Annotated in this window: 14 protein-coding genes and 1 pseudogene; all 15 read right to left on the reverse strand. The window is 47.2% G+C overall.

Translation table 11 applies throughout. The features are described 5' to 3' along the window. Window positions 1-118: 118 nt before the first annotated feature. Complete coding sequence (locus tag GN277_RS12345) at window positions 119-1,630, reverse strand: 4Fe-4S dicluster domain-containing protein (RefSeq protein WP_159751321.1); 1,512 nt, start codon at window positions 1,628-1,630, stop codon at window positions 119-121. 117 nt (window positions 1,631-1,747) lie between these two features. Continuing rightward, entirely contained in the window at window positions 1,748-2,755 is a 1,008-nt protein-coding gene (gene asnA / locus GN277_RS12350; protein ID WP_159751322.1) for an aspartate--ammonia ligase, read from the reverse strand. Between the two features lie 21 nt (window positions 2,756-2,776). After that, window positions 2,777-5,167, reverse strand: coding sequence for a homocysteine S-methyltransferase family protein (locus tag GN277_RS12355; protein WP_159756702.1), 2,391 nt, complete (start codon window positions 5,165-5,167; stop codon window positions 2,777-2,779). Window positions 5,168-5,199: 32 nt separating this feature from the next. Further along, window positions 5,200-5,844, reverse strand: coding sequence for a vitamin B12 dependent-methionine synthase activation domain-containing protein (locus tag GN277_RS12360; RefSeq protein WP_159751323.1), 645 nt, complete (start codon window positions 5,842-5,844; stop codon window positions 5,200-5,202). Window positions 5,845-5,891: 47 nt separating this feature from the next. Continuing rightward, on the reverse strand, window positions 5,892-6,758 hold the full coding sequence (gene metF / locus GN277_RS12365; RefSeq protein WP_159751324.1) for a methylenetetrahydrofolate reductase [NAD(P)H]: 867 nt from the start codon (window positions 6,756-6,758) through the stop codon (window positions 5,892-5,894). A gap of 31 nt (window positions 6,759-6,789) precedes the next feature. Then, a pseudogene (glgA, locus tag GN277_RS12370) lies at window positions 6,790-8,227 on the reverse strand (glycogen synthase GlgA). A 67-nt stretch (window positions 8,228-8,294) separates the two neighbouring features. Beyond that, complete coding sequence (spo0A, locus tag GN277_RS12375; RefSeq protein WP_159751325.1) at window positions 8,295-9,089, reverse strand: sporulation transcription factor Spo0A; 795 nt, start codon at window positions 9,087-9,089, stop codon at window positions 8,295-8,297. 119 nt (window positions 9,090-9,208) lie between these two features. Continuing rightward, window positions 9,209-10,273, reverse strand: coding sequence for a SpoIVB peptidase (gene spoIVB, locus GN277_RS12380; RefSeq protein ID WP_159756704.1), 1,065 nt, complete (start codon window positions 10,271-10,273; stop codon window positions 9,209-9,211). 66 nt (window positions 10,274-10,339) lie between these two features. Beyond that, complete coding sequence (locus tag GN277_RS12385; RefSeq protein WP_159751326.1) at window positions 10,340-11,236, reverse strand: DMT family transporter; 897 nt, start codon at window positions 11,234-11,236, stop codon at window positions 10,340-10,342. After that, window positions 11,229-12,839 carry an amidohydrolase gene (locus GN277_RS12390; protein WP_159751327.1) on the reverse strand — a complete coding sequence of 537 codons (1,611 nt, stop codon included), beginning with the start codon at window positions 12,837-12,839 and terminating at the stop codon, window positions 11,229-11,231. Before GN277_RS12390 ends, GN277_RS12385 begins: the two co-directional genes overlap by 8 nt. A 16-nt stretch (window positions 12,840-12,855) precedes the next feature. Further along, window positions 12,856-14,532 (reverse strand): DNA repair protein RecN, encoded by a 1,677-nt coding sequence (gene recN / locus GN277_RS12395; protein WP_159751328.1) that lies wholly within the window; start codon window positions 14,530-14,532, stop codon window positions 12,856-12,858. Window positions 14,533-14,540: 8 nt separating this feature from the next. Further along, entirely contained in the window at window positions 14,541-14,987 is a 447-nt protein-coding gene (gene argR / locus GN277_RS12400; RefSeq protein WP_159751329.1) for an arginine repressor, read from the reverse strand. A 4-nt stretch (window positions 14,988-14,991) separates the two neighbouring features. Continuing rightward, entirely contained in the window at window positions 14,992-15,825 is an 834-nt protein-coding gene (locus GN277_RS12405) for an NAD(+)/NADH kinase (protein ID WP_159756706.1), read from the reverse strand. 32 nt (window positions 15,826-15,857) lie between these two features. Beyond that, window positions 15,858-16,670 (reverse strand): TlyA family RNA methyltransferase, encoded by an 813-nt coding sequence (locus tag GN277_RS12410; RefSeq protein WP_159751330.1) that lies wholly within the window; start codon window positions 16,668-16,670, stop codon window positions 15,858-15,860. A 19-nt stretch (window positions 16,671-16,689) separates the two neighbouring features. Continuing rightward, complete coding sequence (dxs, locus tag GN277_RS12415; RefSeq protein WP_159751331.1) at window positions 16,690-18,573, reverse strand: 1-deoxy-D-xylulose-5-phosphate synthase; 1,884 nt, start codon at window positions 18,571-18,573, stop codon at window positions 16,690-16,692. Between the last annotated feature and the right edge of the window lie 3 nt (window positions 18,574-18,576).

The following is an 18,576-nucleotide window of genomic DNA, read 5'->3' on the forward strand; positions in this document are numbered from 1 at the left end:
TACCTCGATAAATATTGGTGTTATCAATCTTGACATACTGCTACAATTCTTATTATACTCTCGTCCATACCATATTGACAAGAGGAAATTTGTATAAATGTCTAAAAATCTCGTACAATTATTTTAATTCAATCTCTTCAAGCTCCTTTGGCGGCAGCTTTTTCGTAGACCCTGCCACCAGCTCCTGAACCTTTTTCTTCGCCTTGTCTACCTGAAGATTGGTTCCGGCTCCAGCCACACAGCCTCCCGGACAACCCATTCCTTCAATCAAGCAGCCGTTCATGCGGCCCACCTTGGCGAGAGAAAGAATCTTCTTACATTCTGCAAGCCCTTCTGCATGGGCAATCTTAACATCCACACCCGGATAGTATTCCTTGACACAGTTCTCGATGGCGTTCGCCACACCGCCTGCATAGGCGTACCCGCGTCCTGCTCCTGTGGCATTGTGGAAGGAGGATTCCGCCTCATACTTACTCAAGTCAATATCCTTTGCATCGAACATGGCCTGAAGTTCTTCAAAGGTAATGACAAAATCCACATCACTTCTGACCGTTCTTCGCATAGCCTCCAGCTTCTTGGCCGCACATGGTCCGATGAACACCACCTTTGCATTGGGATGCTCCTTCTTAATGGTACGTGCCGTGGCAACCATGGGGGTCAGCTCCTGAGACACCTGCTCTACCAAATCCGGAAAATACTTCTTAGCAAGCATGGCCCAGGACGGACAGCAGGAGGTTAGAAGGAACGGAAGCTCTCCTGTTGTCACCTTATTTACATAATGGTGCGCCTCCGCGATGGCTCCTATGTCCGCTCCCAAGGCAACCTCATAGAATTCGGAGAACCCAAGCTCCTGAAGAGCTGCTTTTAGATTTCTCGGAGTGATATTGTCGCCGAACTGTCCGGCAAATGCAGGCGCAATCTCGGCAATAATCTGGTCGCCTTCTGACAATGCCCTTGCAAGCTGGAAAATCTGTGATTTATCGGAAATAGCGCCGAAGGGGCAGCTTACCATACACATACCGCAGGAAACACATTTCTCATTATTAATTACAGCCCTGCCATGCCTGTCTGTCTCAATCGCTCCCACCCCACAGGCTTTTGCGCAGGGACGCTCCTTCTTAGAGATGGCGTCATAGGGACAGGCAGCTTTACATTTTCCACACTTAATACATTTTGACTGATCTATGTAGGAACGACCATTTACCATGGAAATGGCGCCTTTTGGACAGACCTCCATACAAGGATGGGCCAGACATCCCTTACAGACGTTGCTCACCTCGTAGCCCTTCTCCTCACACCCTTCGCATGCGGACGGGATGACCTGCATAAGCGGCGGCTCATAATATTTATCGGAAATGTTGCTGGCCTCCACACCCATTGTCAGGTGGACCGGCTTATTCTCTGGTCTTAAAGAAAGTCCCATCGCAAGCCTTAAACGCTCTCTTACGACTGCACGAGCACGGTAAACGCTCTCGCGGTACTTCATAGTATCTTCATTCACAATCTTGTACGGAATTTCTTCCATGTCATTAAGCAAAGTATCGGCATCTGCTTTAAAACCAAGCCTTGCTACCTCCTCAAATACGGTTCTTCTGATCCTTCTGACTGTGGTATCCAATCCTCTTATCATACAGACAATTCCTCCTAAACTATATGTAGATTTTTGTTATCTGATATAAATATACTTGATTGTTAAATAATTGTCAACCAATTCCAATGTTCTATATTTGAAACAATCTATTAACCTTTACAACAGGAAAATATTATGCTTTTTACAGGTTTCCCGCATCTCCTTGGGCCAAAGGCTTGCCTGAACCTCCCCCACATGGGCGCGGTCCAAAAGCAGCATACAAAGCCTTGACTGTCCGATTCCGCCGCCAATAGTGTATGGAAGCTCTCCCCTTAACAACATCTGGTGATAGGGAAGTTCTTTACGCTCCTCACAGCCTGCCTTTTGTAGCTGCTCCTCCAGAGATTTCTCATCCACCCGAATTCCCATACTAGAGATCTCTAGGGCGCTTTTTAGATGCTCAAACCAGAACAGGATATCCCCGTTCAACTGCCAGTCGTCATAGTCCGGCGCCCGCCCGTCGTGAGGCTTGCCGCTTGCAAGCTTATCCCCAATCTTCATCAGGAATACACAACCATACTCCTTTGTAATCAGGTTCTCCCTCTCCTTTGGCGTCTTGTCCGGATAACGGTCCTCCAACTCCTGGGAGGTGATAAAGGTTACATCCGCTGGAAGCTTCTTGGCAGCATCCGGATATTTGTACCACACCTCATGCTGCATATGCTTGATAATCTTGAAAATATTGCGGACAGTCTCTTTTAGCGTTTCTTCTGTCCGTTCCTCCTTCGTAATTACCTTTTCCCAATCCCACTGGTCCACATAACAGGAATGAAGATTATCCAGCTCCTCATCGCGGCGGATGGCATTCATATTCGTGTACAGCCCTTCTCCTGGCAAAAAGCCGTATTCATGCAGCGCCATACGCTTCCACTTGGCAAGAGAATGCACCACTTCTACCGTCTCATCCGGAATTCCGGCAATATCAAATTTAACCGGACGCTCCACCCCGTTTAAGTCGTCATTCAAACCGCTGCTTTTCTCCACAAACAGCGGGGCTGAGATTCTCTCCAGATTCATCTCTTTCCCAAACTCCTTCTGGAATGTGTCACGAATATACTTAATGGCTTCTTGCGTCTCACGGACACTGAGCCTTGGATCATAATTTTCTGGTAATATTAAAGACATGTCTTTTCTTCCTTTCATAGTTTAACTTTCTTTTGCAAATATTTTCTGCGCATAATAAACAGATTGCATAGCGTCCTTTCCATAGAAATCCGCCCCAATCATATCTGCATACTCCTGATTCAGCACAGCGCCGCCCACCATTACCTTACAATCTGGTTTTTGCTGTCTTAACAGTTTTATCGTGTCCTCCATACTTACAACCGTGGTGGTCATCAGCGCGCTTAGGCCCACCAAACGGACCTCCTCCATGACAGCACATTTTACAATCGTCTCCGGCGAAACATCCTTTCCCAAATCAATTACGTCAAAGCTGTAATTCTCAAGCAGCACCTTTACAATATTTTTCCCAATATCATGAATATCCCCCTTCACTGTTGCAAGGATTACTTTGTTCTTTACCTGTCCGCCCTTCTGTGCAAGAGAATCCTTAAGCACAGCAAATGCAATCTTAGCAGCATCTGCGCTCATAAGAAGCTGGGGAAGAAACACAGTCCCTTTCTCGAAGCCCTTCCCCACCTCATCCAATGCCGGAATCAAATACCGGTTGATAATTTCAAGAGGCTCCTGGGTCTTTAGAAGCTCCAATGCTTTATGGTGGGCTTCCTCTTTTAATCCCTTTTCAATAGCAACTCTTAACGTAAGGCCGCTGTCTTGGGAAGGGTTAGATAAATTTTCATGAGTAAAGGCGCCATATTTGCGGATATAGGCTTCACAATTTGGGTCATAGCCCATCAATGCACAGAAGGAGTCATAGGAGCGCATCATATCCTCAGAGGAAGGGTTAATAATTCCTGCGCTCAATCCACTATGCAGCGCCATGGTATAGAAATTAGCGTTAATCACAGGACGGCAGGGAAGACCAAAGGAAATGTTGGAAACACCTAACACCGTACAAACACCATAGGCTTCACGAACCATTCTTAGCGCGTCAAGGGTAGTCTTGGCACCCTCCGGCTCTGAGCTGATTGTCATGGCAAGCACATCCACTACGATATCCTTCTTTGCAATCCCGTATTTCGCCGCTTCTTCTATTATCCTTCCAGCAATGCGGCATCGACCTTTCGCAGTCTTTGGGATTCCCTCCTCGTCGATGGTAAGGGCCACAACTGCGCCGCCGTATCTTTGTATCAAGGGGAAAACAGCATCCATAACCTCCTGCTTTCCATTAACAGAATTAATCATGGGCTTTCCATTATAGATACGCATAGCGCTTTCCATGGCACGGATATCCACAGTATCAATCTGCAAAGGAAGGCTTGTCACGCTCTGCAATTCCGTTACGGCCTCCCTCATCATAGACACCTCGTCAATATCCGGAAGCCCTACATTGACGTCAAGGATATGGGCGCCTTTATCCTGCTGGGTGACACCCTCCCTTAAAATATAATCCATATCATGGTCTTTTAACGCCTGTTTAAACTTCTTCTTTCCTGTTGGATTAATCCGTTCACCGATAATCACAGGCTTTCGGTTCAACACAACTGCCCTGCCATAAGAGGAAACAATGGTATCCTCTTTTACCACAGGAGGCTTGGGAGACCGTCTACCCGCCATCGCTACCATGGCGCGGATATGGTCTGGCGTAGTTCCGCAGCAGCCTCCAACGGCACACGCGCCAAGCTTCAGAATCTCCCCCATGGTTTCTGCAAATTCCTCTGGCGCTACATCATAATACACCTCCCCATTTTTCTGTTTTGGAAGCCCCGCGTTAGGCTTTACAATAACAGGTATGGAGGTGTACTCCATAATTTGTCTTAGCACCGGAAGCATCTGGCTGGGTCCTAAGCCACAGTTAATCCCCAGGGCGTCCACACGGAGCCCCTCTAGCATGGCCACCACCGCAGGCACATCCCCGCCTGTCAGAAGTTTCCCCTTCTCGTCAAATATCATGGTAACAGTGACTGGAAGGCTTGTATTCTCCTTGGCAGCCAATACCGCTGCCTTCACTTCATAGGTGTCGCTCATAGTTTCAATATGAATAAAATCCGCACCGGCAGCCTCTCCGTAGCCCATGACCTGACCAAATGCCTTATATGCATCTTCAAATTCCAAATCTCCCATAGGCTTTAATAGTTTACCGGTAGGGCCTACATCAAAGGCAATATAGGTCCGCCTTTCATCGTGCACGCCAAGGGCTGCCGCCTTCTTTGCGTTTGCTACGGCAGCTTCTACAATCTCCTTTAAACAGTATTGGGAGCCATGAAATTTCAAGGCATTTGCACCAAATGTATTGGTCAGGACAATATCGCTGCCGGCTTCAAAATATTGGCGATGGATGTCAATAATCTCGTCGGGGTGGGTCAGATTCCATGTTTCGGGAAGCTCTCCCGCCTTGAGTCCTTTCGATTGAAGGAGGGTGCCCATACCTCCGTCAAAATATAACAGGTCTTTTCCTAAACGTTTTCGTATCATATCATCTACCTTATCCTTAAAATGCTTCATATTTAAATGCGGCGGTAATTACAGTCAATTTTATCGCAGGATTCACAGCCCTGCACATGACAGGGAATATTCATTTTACTCAGTCCGATTACAGCCGTCACTGATTTTGTGGGGGTTAGCATATTACCCTCAGTCATGGATAAACCAATCCTCTTTGGCGCGTCCAGCATACGGAGAATCTGCTCCTGATGAAGAATAGAGAAATCCCCGTAACCAGGACTGAATCTGGGCCTTAAGTAGTACCCATTTTCTTCCTCCTCCCTTCGCAGCTTCTCCTGGCAGCAATCCAGATATTCTTCCAGCATGGCTGCTGCGCATGCCTGCAGAATCACAACTCTTGCCATATCGGTAAGCGTATACCTGCGAAGAAGGGTATCTACACCCACTCCAAGGGTCGCGCCAAGGATGAAGGCTTTCTCACAGCTTTTTAAATTCCTTGAAAGATTCCTGCTTTTGATCTTTAATGTTCCGATAGACAGACAGCCCTCATCTTCCATGGACACGTCAAAAATGCGATAAATGCTCCGTCTGCCTGCCGCCTCCTCCAATTCCCTAAAAGAACTGGAGATTAGCGCAAGCGTACGGCCATCTATCGCATGGTTTCCGTATCCTAAGTAACGAACTGCCTCTTTTGTTCTTACATCCATACGTTTTCCTTCTTTATGAATCTGAAACCATATTGAAAAAGCTCTTATTATGCTACAATCTCTGACAGGTTCCTCATGATTGCCTCGGCAACCTCCGGCTTGTTCATGGAATATACATGAATATGATTCACACCGTTTGCAATCAAATCTATAATCTGGTCAGTAGCATATGCAATCCCTGCCTGCTGCATTGCCCCAGGATCATCACCGAACCGGTCAACGATTGCCCGAAACCTCTCCGGCAGAATGGTTCCCGACAGGCCGCCAATCCTTGCAATCTGCTTCTTGTTGGTAACCGGCATGATTCCTGGAAGCACCGGAACCGTAATGCCTTTTTCACGGATTCGATACAGGAAATTATAGAGGATATTGTTATCAAAAAACATCTGGGTGGTCAAAAAATCCACTCCGCAGTCAACTTTATGCTTCAAATTCCGGATGTCATCCTTCTTATGCTCTGTCTCTACATGGCCCTCCGGATAACAGGCGGCGCCGATACAGAACTCCCCCTGCTTACGGATATCCTCAATCAGCTCACTGGCATAGCGATAATGGCTTGGCAGCGGGAACTCACTCTCTGAAGGAATATCTCCCCTGAGGGCCAGGATATTCTCAATCTGATTCTCCTTCAACTGGTCTATAACCCTATGGACCTCCTCCTTTGTGGAGGAAACACAGGTTAAATGTGCCAGGCTCGTCACGCCAAAATCCTTCTCAATCTGGGTGGCAATACTGACGGTATTCTTGCTGGTGCCGCCGCCTGCGCCATAAGTCACGCTGATAAACGACGGCTTCAACGCCGCAATCTTCCTCGTAGCGCTAAGCACGCTGTCATATCCCGCGTCGGTCTTTGGCGGAAATACCTCAAAGGAAATATGCGGTTCTTCACTCTTAAGTATATCTCGAATCTTCATAGTTATCTTTCCTTCATAAACACTGCGTCTCCTACATGCTGTCGTAGAGAGCCTCATACTGCTTCGCAGAATTCCCCCATGAGAAATCCTGGCTCATAGCGCGTTCCACCATCTTATTCCAGTCCCGTTTTCTGTCGTAATAAATCCTCTCAGCATAACGAACCGTTGCCATCATCTCATGGGCATTATAATTCGTAAAGCTAAAGCCTGTACCCGTCTTCTCGTATTCATTGTATGGCTCAACCGTATCCTTAAGTCCACCCGTCTCCCTTACAATCGGAAGGGTGCCGTATCTTAAGCTCATCAACTGGCTCAATCCGCAAGGCTCAAACAGAGACGGCATCAAAAAAGGCGTCGCAGGAAGCATAGATTCTATGGGACAATGGGTCTGAATAATAAATGTTGGCAGACACCTTTCCCTGATACTTCCATTCAAAATGACGGAACATGTTCTCATACTTCTCCTCACCTGTGCCGAGCACCACAATCTGAATGGCATCCTGGCAAAGCTCATCCATCACATAGGCAACCAAGTCAAAGCCCTTCTGGTCCGTAAGCCTGGACACAATACCAATCATCATGGTATGAGTATCCTGATTCAGATTCAGCTCCCTCTGAAGCGCCAGCTTGTTCTTCACCTTCTCCTTACGGAAATTATCGATATCATAATTCTTCTCGATATGCGGGTCTGTGGCAGGATTATAGTCGTCATAGTCGATACCGTTGACGATACCGGAGAGACAGTTGGCCTTGGCATTCATAAGCCCGTCCAGCTTCTCGCCGTAGAACGGCATCTTAATCTCCTCAGCATAGGAATTACTAACCGTAGTAACTCTGTCGGCATAGACGATGCCTCCCTTTAAGTAGTTGGCATCCTTGTACGCCTCTAGCTTGTCCGGTACGAAGTAATACTGGGGCAGACCTGTAATGTCACGGACTCTCTTGGTATCCCAGGTTCCCTGGAACTTTAAGTTATGTATGGTCATAATTGTCTTAATTCCGCGGTAATACTCGGTTCCAAACCGGAAATTGTCAAGATAGATAGGAATCAGTCCTGTCTGCCAATCGTGGCAGTGGATGATATCCGGACGGAAATCAATCACCGGCAAAGCGCTTAACACTGCCTTGGAGAAGAACGCAAACTTCTCGATATCAGCATACATATCTCCATAAGGTGCAAAGCCGTTAAAATAATACTCGTTATCTATAAAATAGAATGTAATTCCCTCGTGTTCGTATGTCAGTACGCCTACATACTGCTTTCTCCAGTTCAAATCCATATAGAAATGCGTATGGTAAGCGAGTTTTCCTTTCCATTCTTCCTTCATGCACATGTATTTTGGCAGCATGACACGGACATCGTATTTATCCTTATCAAAATATTTCGGCAGAGAACCGACAACATCCGCAAGTCCTCCTGTCTTAATAAATGGTACTGATTCTGATGCTGCAAATAGTATTTTTTTCATACTCTTTTCCTCCAAACCTCACATATATATTCCTATTATACCCTACTTTTGCTCAGAAGAAAAGTATTTATCTGTTTTTATATTCTAATCTTATGGTGTCTGCAATCAACGCAATAAACTCTGAGTTGGTCGGTTTTCCTTTCCCGTTACTGACCGTGTACCCAAACAGGTCGTCCAGCGTATCTAGTTTTCCTCTACTCCATGCTACTTCTATGGCATGACGGATTGCACGCTCCACCCGACTTGCCGTTGTCTGATGTTTTTTCGCCACTGTGGGATACAATACCTTGGTGATGGCGTTAAGTACGTCCATGTCCTCCACCGCCATGATAATCGCATCCCTGAGATAGTGATAACCTTTGATGTGCGCAGGAATTCCTATTTCATGAATCATGTCTGTCACCCGCCCCTCCAGGTTCGGCTCAGACCGGTTATCCATCACCGCGCCGACAGCCGAAGCCTGGGGCTTTAGTTCATGCCGGATTACCTGGTTGGCATGTTTAATCCTGTTTAGCACCATCTCATTGTTAAATGGTTTCATGATGTAATAGCTTGCACCCTTCTTGAAGGCATCTTCTGTAATTCGTTCCTGTCCCACTGCTGTAACAACAATAAAATCAGGATGCTTCTTAAGTCCTTTGTCATTGCTGACCATTTCCATTACGCTAAGGCCGTCCATCTTGGGCATAATCAGATCAAGCAAAACAACGTCGGGCTGCTTCTCTTTAATCAGATGATACATGTCCTCCCCGTTGTTAGCCTTCCCCACCAGATTTAATTCCTCGTCATTGCTTATGATTTCGCCAAGCAAGTCCAGAATTCTTTCATTGTCGTCGGCTATAGCCACGTTTATCTCTCTCATTTTACGCAATGCCTCCTTTCCTAACATCAAAAACTGTCGAGTTTGATTATAAAGTCTGGCACATGGAAAAACAAGAAATTGCTGTCGTAAAATTTTGACTATTATCGACAACTATTTTACTATTCGACATTTTTCATCATATCTTCTATAAATATACCATATCCCTTGGTGGCGTCATGGACAAACACATGGGTAACGGCGCCGATTAGCTTTCCATTCTGGATAATCGGGCTTCCGCTCATACCCTGCACGATTCCTCCGGTCACAGAAAGCAGCCTGTTGTCCGTCACTTCAATGACAATTCCCTTGTTGACCTCACTGGTATTTTTGTCGATTTTTGTCACACGAATCTGATAATCCTTCACCGTCCCCTCCACGGCGCAGCGGATGGTTGCAGGCCCCTCCACAATCTCCTCCTTTACCGCCGTCTCCATGGGCGTTTGGTCGGCAAATAAAGCGTCAATTCTATCAATGGTGCCAAAAATTCCGCAGTCAGTGTTATTGGTGATATTCCCCAATACATTATAATTATTGTAGACGATAATACCCTCCATTCCACCGGGAGTACCGTCCTGCCCTTTTTGGATATCACGGATACTGGTCTCGTAGACTCTGCCGTTGTGAATCTCAAGCAAAGCATTGGTATCCACGTCATGAATCCCGTGGCCTAAGGCGCCGAACCGGCTGTTTGTGTTGAGAAATGTCACAGTCCCAAGTCCCTGGGCATTGTCCCGCACCCAGATTCCAAGCTTGCACTCCCTGGCATTTAACCGCACAGGCTTCATTCGGATATTCATATACTGCTCATCCCTGCGCACCCGCAAGATAATATCCTCATTTCCCAACTTCTTAACCGTCTCCGCAAGTTCATTCTTGTCATGGATTGTCTGTTCATTCAGAGCCACAATATAGTCTCCCGCTTTCACAAGGTTTGCCGCCGGCTCATAGTCCATGCCGTCCTCCGCCGTAATGGAATCCGTCCCAAGCACCATGACTCCCTCTGTCTCTAAGTAGATTCCAATAGGCATCCCGCCGGGAATGACCATATTTTCCGAAGATGTTGCGGCGTTTACCTCAGCCTCCAGCCTGCTTCGCTGATATTCGATCAGATAATAACCGCCTCCCACGGCAATCAGAAACGTAACGATCATAATCAGGATTCTTCGATACCAGTATTTTCTCATCTTCATAAACCTCGACTTTCACATTCAGAATTCTTACTTCCTTATTATGTGACAGTTCCCGAAAATTTACTCAGATTTTGGCTGATATATTTCTGAGCCAATAGCCCCAACAACAATGATGACCGCGCCCAGCATCTGCAGCAGGGTCATATGTTCATGAAAAATAACAAATCCAACCAGCGTCCCTACCACCACCTCCAGGGCAGAAAGAATACTAGTGGTGGTTGCCTCCACATATTGGGTTGATTTCACACAGGCCACATTGGCAACCATGGTACACAGGATTCCGATTCCAAACAGATTCCAGAGTAAAGACAAGACCGGCGTGCTGCTCATATGTACGGAGAGGGCGCTAAAGTCAATGCCAAACAGCAGAACCAGCGCAGCGCCTAAGAAGCCATAGACTAACAAGGTATCTCTCTCATAGTCTTTGGCAAAAAACTTGGGAAGAAGAATCTGCAGGGCAACTCCCACCCCATTAATGACTCCTGCAAGAATTCCCAGTCCATCAAGCCTCATATTGCCGCTTCCCACTAAGTCGGCCACCAGCACCGCGCCAATCAGACAGACAAAGATGGTAATAATCTTGCTCTTTTTTAGCTTCTCCCGAAACATGAACCTTCCCAAAATCGCCACCCAGATGGGACTCATAAACATCAGCACCGTCGCCACGCCCACAGGTATCCTGGAAACAGCTACGCTGTAGCTCACAAAACTGATACTGTACGCTGCTGCTCCGTATGCCAGGCAGATGAATATACCCTTAAGGTCGATTTTTAGGGCAGAGGGGTTGGTAAAAATTAAAAACAGGAAATAAGCCACTCCCGCCAGCGCGCACCGAAAAAAGGAAATTTCAAGATTGGTGAACTGATACTGTGATAAGGTTCTCACAAACACACCCATGATTCCCCACATGACTGCTGTAATAATAGCAAGAGCCATCCCCTTCGTACGATTATTCATAGACAGCTTCCTTTCTTCTGTATATGACCTCATTATCTTTGATTGTCATTACCACCTTAATATCAGCCAATTCCTCCTTTGATACCTTTAAAGGATTTCTATCCAGTATCACAAAATCCGCACGCTTTTTACACTCTATGGTACCCTTTTCTTCCTCCTCAAAATACTGATAGGCCCCATAAACCGTAATGGCTTTCAGAGCATCCAACACTGAAACTCTCTGGTTTTCTCCAATGCTCCTTCCTGTTCTTGACACACGGTTCACCGCACTCCAGACGGTACGCATCATATCCGGTGCGAGCACTGGCGTATCCTGATGAAATGTATACTTCATTCCATAATCAATGGCACTTTTTACAGGAGAAATCTGGCTTCCTCTCTCCTCTCCAAAATTCTGGATATGGATGTCTCCCCAGAAATAAGTGTGCGCCACAAAAAAGCTTGGTATCATTCCAATATCTGCCATTCTTTGCAGCTGGTCTTTTCTCACAAGCTGTGCATGGATCATAACCGCCCTATATAAATCTTTTTCCTTTCTCTCAGACAAGGCTCCTTCAAACTGTGCGATATACTGTTCTGCCGCTGCGTCTCCATTACAGTGTGCCAAAAGCTGCTGTTTCTTATCCAAAGCAAGCTCTATATAGCACCTAAGCTCCTGGTCCGTATGAATCGGATATCCGCAATAATCCTTTTCTCCTTCATAGGGACTGGTCATCCACGCAGTCCTGCCCTGAGGAGAGCCATCCAGAAAAATCTTATATCCTCCCAGTTTAAAATGACCCGAATACTGATTGGCATATGCCGGCTCTTCTTCTTTAAAATCTGGCGCGGTCATAATATCCGCATATCCCACCACATCCAGTTTCAAAAGTCCATTTTCAGCCAGATGCTTAAAAAGCTGAAATAAAGGCTTTCCTACCATTCCATCCTGAACTGTGGTCACGCCGTAGCTTGCATACATATCCTGAGCTTCCTGCATCAAACTTATCAGTTCTTCCATTGAAGTCATAGGCACTTTTTCCTGAAATGACAGGAACGCTTTTTCTTCCATATATCCATTCGGAATCCCGCCAGAGTCTAATCTTCCGTATTTTCCCCCTGGACAGTCCTTGGTATGCTCATCAATGTTCAAAAGCTCTAACCCTTTACTGTTGGCCACTCCCATATGGGAAGAAGCATGAATCAATAAGATCGGATTGGTGTCGCTAATCTCATCTAACACATAGCGATTTGGATGCTGCTTCTCCTCAAGAAAATTCTGGTCATAATTACATCCCATAATCCATGCGTCCTTTGGAAGCTTCCTCTTTTGGGCAAACATCTTCATTACGGCCACAATCTCAGCAAAATTGCTGCAGGATGATAAATCACACTGAGTCATTGCATTTGCAGCAGCCACAAAATGTGAATGGGCATCCAAAAATCCCGGAAGCATGGTTCTTTCCTTAAGGTCAATAACCTGGTCTTCGTCTGTTCTAAGCTTCATCACGTCATCCTCTGGGCCTACAGCCGTGATACGCCCATCCTCCACGCAGACAGCCTCTGCATATAGATTTGCCTCATTCATTGTGATAATTGTTCCGTTACAGTAAAATGTTCTCATTACATTCCCTCCCAAATCATGACAAGGACTGTTTCGCCAGCTCCTTCATCTCCACAGCGCTTTTTCGCACCGTATCCGTAATCTTTGCACCGCCTAAAATCCTGGCCAACTCCGTCACCGACTCCTGTTCATTCAGTTTTCGTATCTCTGTTTTTGTATCTCCGCCATGGGTGGCCTTTTCAATCAGAAAATGATGGTCCGCCATAGCTGCAATCTGGGCCAGATGGGTAATGCAGATGACCTGATGACCTCTCCCGATTACCGCCATCTTCTCAGAAACCTTCTGCGCCGTCCTGCCGCTGATTCCCACGTCAATCTCATCAAAAATCAGCGTCTCAATCTCGTCCCGTTTAGCCATCACTGACTTGATTGCCAGCATGATACGAGACAGCTCGCCACCGGAGGCCACGTTTGTTAGAGGCTTTAAAGGCTGTCCGGGATTTAAGGATATTATAAATTCCACCTCGTCCATCCCCTCCGCCGTATAGTCCTTTGTCTGTGAAAACTGAATCTGAAACTGAACATTCTCAAAGTTCAAATCCCGTAAGCCCTCCTCGATGGCCTTCTCCAGCACCTTTGCCTGCTTCTTCCGAAGCGAGGATAAAAGCTCTCCTTGCTTCTTTACCTTTGCCTCCCAGGCAGCAGACCTTTCTTTCAGCTCCTCCATGTACCTGTCATAATCCTCTAAAATCTGAATCCGGTTCTCCTGTTTGGCTGCATATTCCAGAATTTTCTTGATGGTATCGCCGTACTTGGTCTTTAGATGGTTGATTCCATTGAGACGGTTCTCCGTCTCACGGAATTCCTCCTGGGAAAATTCACATTCACTCCCATAAGCCGAAAGCTCACGGTTAAAATCATTTAACAGGCTGTCAATCTCCACCAACTGGTCGTAAAGCCCCGACGCCCTGTCGTCATACTTTGCAATGCCAGAGATGGCGTGGATTGCCCGACTTAGGCTCTCGCTGGCATTGTCATTTCCCTCGCTGGTATAAATATAAGCCTCGGCTACGCCTTCTGCAATCTCCTTGCTGTTTAACATTCTGCGATAGAGAGCTTCCAGGTCTTCGTCCTCACCGGCTTTTAAATCCGCTTCCCGAATTTCTTCCACCTCAAACTTAAGAAAGGAAAGCTCTTTGGCGCGCTGCGCCTCGTCTGATAAGTTTTCCCTTAACTCCTTCTCACACGCCTTGTATTCCCTATAAGCCTCTCGCACCTTCTTCTTGGCCTCAGCCACCTTCTCCCGCCCAAATGCATCGACGATTCCAAGATGGTTCTTCTTATACAATAAGGACTGGTGCTCATGCTGGCCGTGGATATCAATCAAAATCTGCGCCACTTCTTTTAAAAGGCCGATTTGAACCGTCTCTCCGTTAATCCGGCTGACACTTCTCCCTGTCATTAACCGTCTGCTTAAGAGTACCATTCCTTCCTCCGGATAGATGTCAAGCTCTTTTAGCTTGCGGACCTGGGCTTCATTTTCCACAAAAAATGTCAGCTCCACAAGGCCGTAATCCGCACCCTGGCGCAAGATATCCTTCGAGTACCTTCCTCCAAGAGCAAGGTTTACAGAGCCCAAAATAATAGACTTTCCAGCGCCTGTCTCACCGGTTAAAATATTAAGTCCATCTCCAAACTCTACCTCAATCTCATCGATTAATGCCAGATTCTTCACATGTAAATTCTGTAACATACCGCCTCCTATAAGACAATCCTGCCAATCTTATCCATCACCTTCGCCGTGTCCTCCACGCTCCGAATGGCACACATAATCGTATCGTCCCCTGCAATACTGCCTACAACCTCTCCCCATTTCATGGCGTCAATCGACGCACACACCGCCATCGCCATTCCGGCTACCGTCTTGATAACCAGAATATTCTGTGCCATATCCATTGAAACAAACCCATCCTTTAATACCCGAATATATTTTTCGTTCAGAAAACTCTCGTCCTGATGGATTACATACCGCTGCTTCCCGTTCTGCCCCGGAATCTTCGTAAGCTTCAAATCACGGATGTCCCTAGACACCGTAGCCTGTGTCACATTAAATCCCTCCTGATGCAGATAGTCCGCCAACTCCTCCTGAGTCTCGATATTATTCTTGTGGATCAGTTCAATAATCTTCGCATGTCTGTTCCCTTTCATGGTGTCAATTTCCTTTCATCTTCCCGCGTAATGTTTCCAAAAAGCTGACCTTGCTCAGCTTTATCATCGTAGTGGAGGCATTTGACCTTCGCACCATCACCTTGTCACCTGTTTTAAGAGAAACAGCATCCGCCCCGTCAAAGGCAACATATACCTCCTCCTTAGAACCATTACGCCCCGGTCCAATCTCAATTACAATCTCATCCTCAGCGGACAGCACAATACTCCTTGTGTTAAGCGCATGAGAGCAGATCGGCGTTATGACAATGAGGGACGCTGTGGGCTCAACGATGGGGCCTCCTGCCGACAGGTTGTACGCCGTGGACCCCGTAGGTGTAGAAAGCACCACCCCGTCCGCCTCGTAATCATTCAGAAGCTCTCCATTTACATATAACCGGAAATGTATAATATGCAGCTCCCCTTTTCTGGACACCACAATATCGTTGAGGGACACATCTGACCTTCCATCCTCAAAAATACCCTCAAGCATCATCCGCCTCTCCAACACGTAATCTCCCGATATGAGCTGATTAACCGCTCCATCGATACCGCCCACCTCTACCTCAGTGAGATACCCAAGGGTTCCCATATTGACGCCGAGAATCGGGATATCCTTCTCCCAGAACAGCCTTGCCACTTCAATCAGGCTTCCGTCCCCTCCAATCACAATCGCACAGTCCACCTCATTCGGCACAGAAGACTTGATAATCTTTTTATTCTCATCCTTCCTGCATAGGATACAGACCTTCCCCGCCGCCTCAAGCAGTTCTTTTACCTCACTGGTCACAGTCTGCTTTGTGTCCTTTCCGTCATTTGTAACAATTAAAAATCTGTCCATCATTTATTTTTGTCCCTTTTAAAAACGTTCTACTAACACTTTGTAAGTGTGTCAAATGCTCGGTCTGTAACCAGCCCAATGTCTACCTTCTCTGAAATATTCCCCTGTTCTTCTTCGCATTTCAATAGATGCACCAGATATTCAATATTCCCCTCCGGTCCGCGGATTGGAGAAAAATCAAGCTTAACCACGTCAAAGCCTGCCTTTACGGCATATCCAAATACTGCCTCTATTACCTCCACATGGGTTTTCTTCTCACGCACAACACCTTTCTTCCCCACCTTCTCACGCCCTGCCTCAAACTGGGGCTTAATCAGCGCAACCACCTGCCCCTGTCTGCACAGATATCCGGAAATTGCAGGAAGTACCTTGGAAAGTGAGATAAACGAAACATCGACAGAGGAAAACTCCACAGGCTCTCCAATATCCTGTGGGGTCACATACCGGATATTGGTCTTCTCCATGCAAATCACCCGCTCATCCTGTCTGAGCTTCCAATCAAGCTGTCCTCTCCCCACATCAATGGCATAGACCCTGGCAGCGCCGTTCTTTAACATACAGTCCGTAAAACCGCCTGTGGACGCACCCACATCCGTACAGACCTTCCCCTTAACATCCACATCAAAGTTCTGAAGGGCCTTCTCAAGCTTGAGCCCCCCGCGGCTTACATATGGAAGGGTATTGCCTCTCACCTCGATTGCACAATCCTCTGGAAATACTGAGCCTGCCTTGTCCTCCCTCTGGCCCTCCACAAACACATTGCCAGACATAATGACTGCCTTCGCCTTTTCACGGGAAGCTGCCAGATTTCTCTTTACCAGTAATAAATCTAAACGTTCCTTCATAATCTTTCCCCTATTTTTGTCAGACGCGGCCTTCTTGGCTGGTCTTGGGGCTGTAGGCTTTTACAATCTTCTCCGTCATTGTCCCTACGTCAATCCCCGTCTCTTTTCTGAGAGCCTCAATACTCCCATGCTCTACATAATCGTCAGGAAGGGCCAGAGGCAGTACGCCCACCTTCCTGCATTTTCGGCTGACAAACTCCATCACATGCTCTCCGAAGCCTCCGGTCTGCACATTCTCCTCCACCGTAACAATCAGACTGTGATTCCGGCACAAATCCTCGATCATATCCTCATCGATTGGCTTTACAAACCGTGCGTTGACCAAAGTACAGCAGTATCCTCTCTCTTTTAGCTTATTTCTGACCTCTGCCGCCGCCTCAAACATATGCCCCACACTCACGACAGCAATCTCAGACTCTAAATATATCATCTCGCTTCTTCCATGCACCACAGGAGCGCGGAAATTCCCATATCCATCATAGGCTTCCCCTCTGGGATAGCGCAGGGCAATGGGGCCTTGATAGGAAATAGCAAACCTTAACATATCCGCCAGCTCCCATTTATTTTTCGGAGACATAACCGTCATATTGGGGATGCTGCTCAGATAAGACAGATCAAAAATACCCTGATGCGTCTCTCCGTCGCTTCCCACCAGTCCGGCCCGATCCACCGCCAGCACTACCGGAAGGTTCTGAAGAGCCACGTCATGGATCATCTGGTCATAGGCCCGCTGCAAAAACGAAGAATACACAGCAAACACAGGATGAACGCCTCCTGCCGCAAGCCCCGCTGCAAAGGTAACTCCATGGGCCTCGGCAATCCCTACGTCAAAGAACCGATTTGGGTAAAGCTTCCGGAATCTGGAAAGTCCCGTCCCGTCTGCCATAGCCGCAGTAATGGCCACCACCTCCTGATGATTTCTCGCCTCGTCACAGAGCACCTTGCCAAAAACATCCGTGTAGCTGTCCTTCTTCTTCTCTGTCTCCGGCTCGCCCGTCTCAATGTGGAAGGGCCCGATACCGTGAAACTTGTCAGGATGCTTCTCCGCAGGCGCATATCCCTTGCCCTTCTCTGTCATAACATGGAGAAGCACCGGCTCATCCATCCTGCGCGCCTCCCGAAGTGCCCTGCACAGCACAGGGATATTATGTCCCGGAATCGGTCCCAGATAGGTAATTCCCATATCCTCAAAAAACATCCCCGGCACCACAAGCTGTTTGATGCTGCTCTTTGTCTTGCGCATCTTTTGAATCATGGAATCCCCAACTACAGGAACCTTATGCAGAGCAGTTGTGACCCCTTTCTTCAGGCCCGTATAGAAATCCGCAGTCCTAAGTCCAGCCAGATACTTGGACATGCCCCCCACATTTTCAGAGATCGACATGTTATTGTCATTCAGAACAATAATAAAGTTGGTGTCAAGGGACGACGCATTATTAAGAGCCTCGTAAGCCATCCCTCCGGTTAGGGAACCATCCCCGATTACGGAAACCACGCTGTACTCCTCTCCTCTTAACTCCCTGGCTTTAACATAGCCGAGTCCGGCTGAGATGGACGTAGAGCTGTGTCCTGTGTCAAATGCATCACACGCACTCTCTTTTCTCTTTGGAAAACCACTCATTCCCCCGTATTTGCGCAGTTCATCGAAGCCCTCCTTCCTTCCGGTCAGAAGCTTATGGGTGTAGGACTGGTGCCCCACATCCCAGATAATCTTATCTTCGGGCAGGTCAAAGACCAGATGCATGGCCATCGTAAGCTCCACCACACCCAGATTCGACGCAAGATGTCCCCCGCTCTTACTAATCTTCTCAATCAGAAACTCCCGAATCTCCAGCGCAAGCTGCTCCAGTTCTTCGGGCATAAGCGCCTTGATATCGTTTTCCTTCTGTATCCTCTCTAACATAGT

The organism is Sporofaciens musculi (assembly GCF_009830285.1).
In the GTDB taxonomy this organism is placed as follows: Bacteria; Bacillota; Clostridia; order Lachnospirales; family Lachnospiraceae; genus Sporofaciens; species Sporofaciens musculi.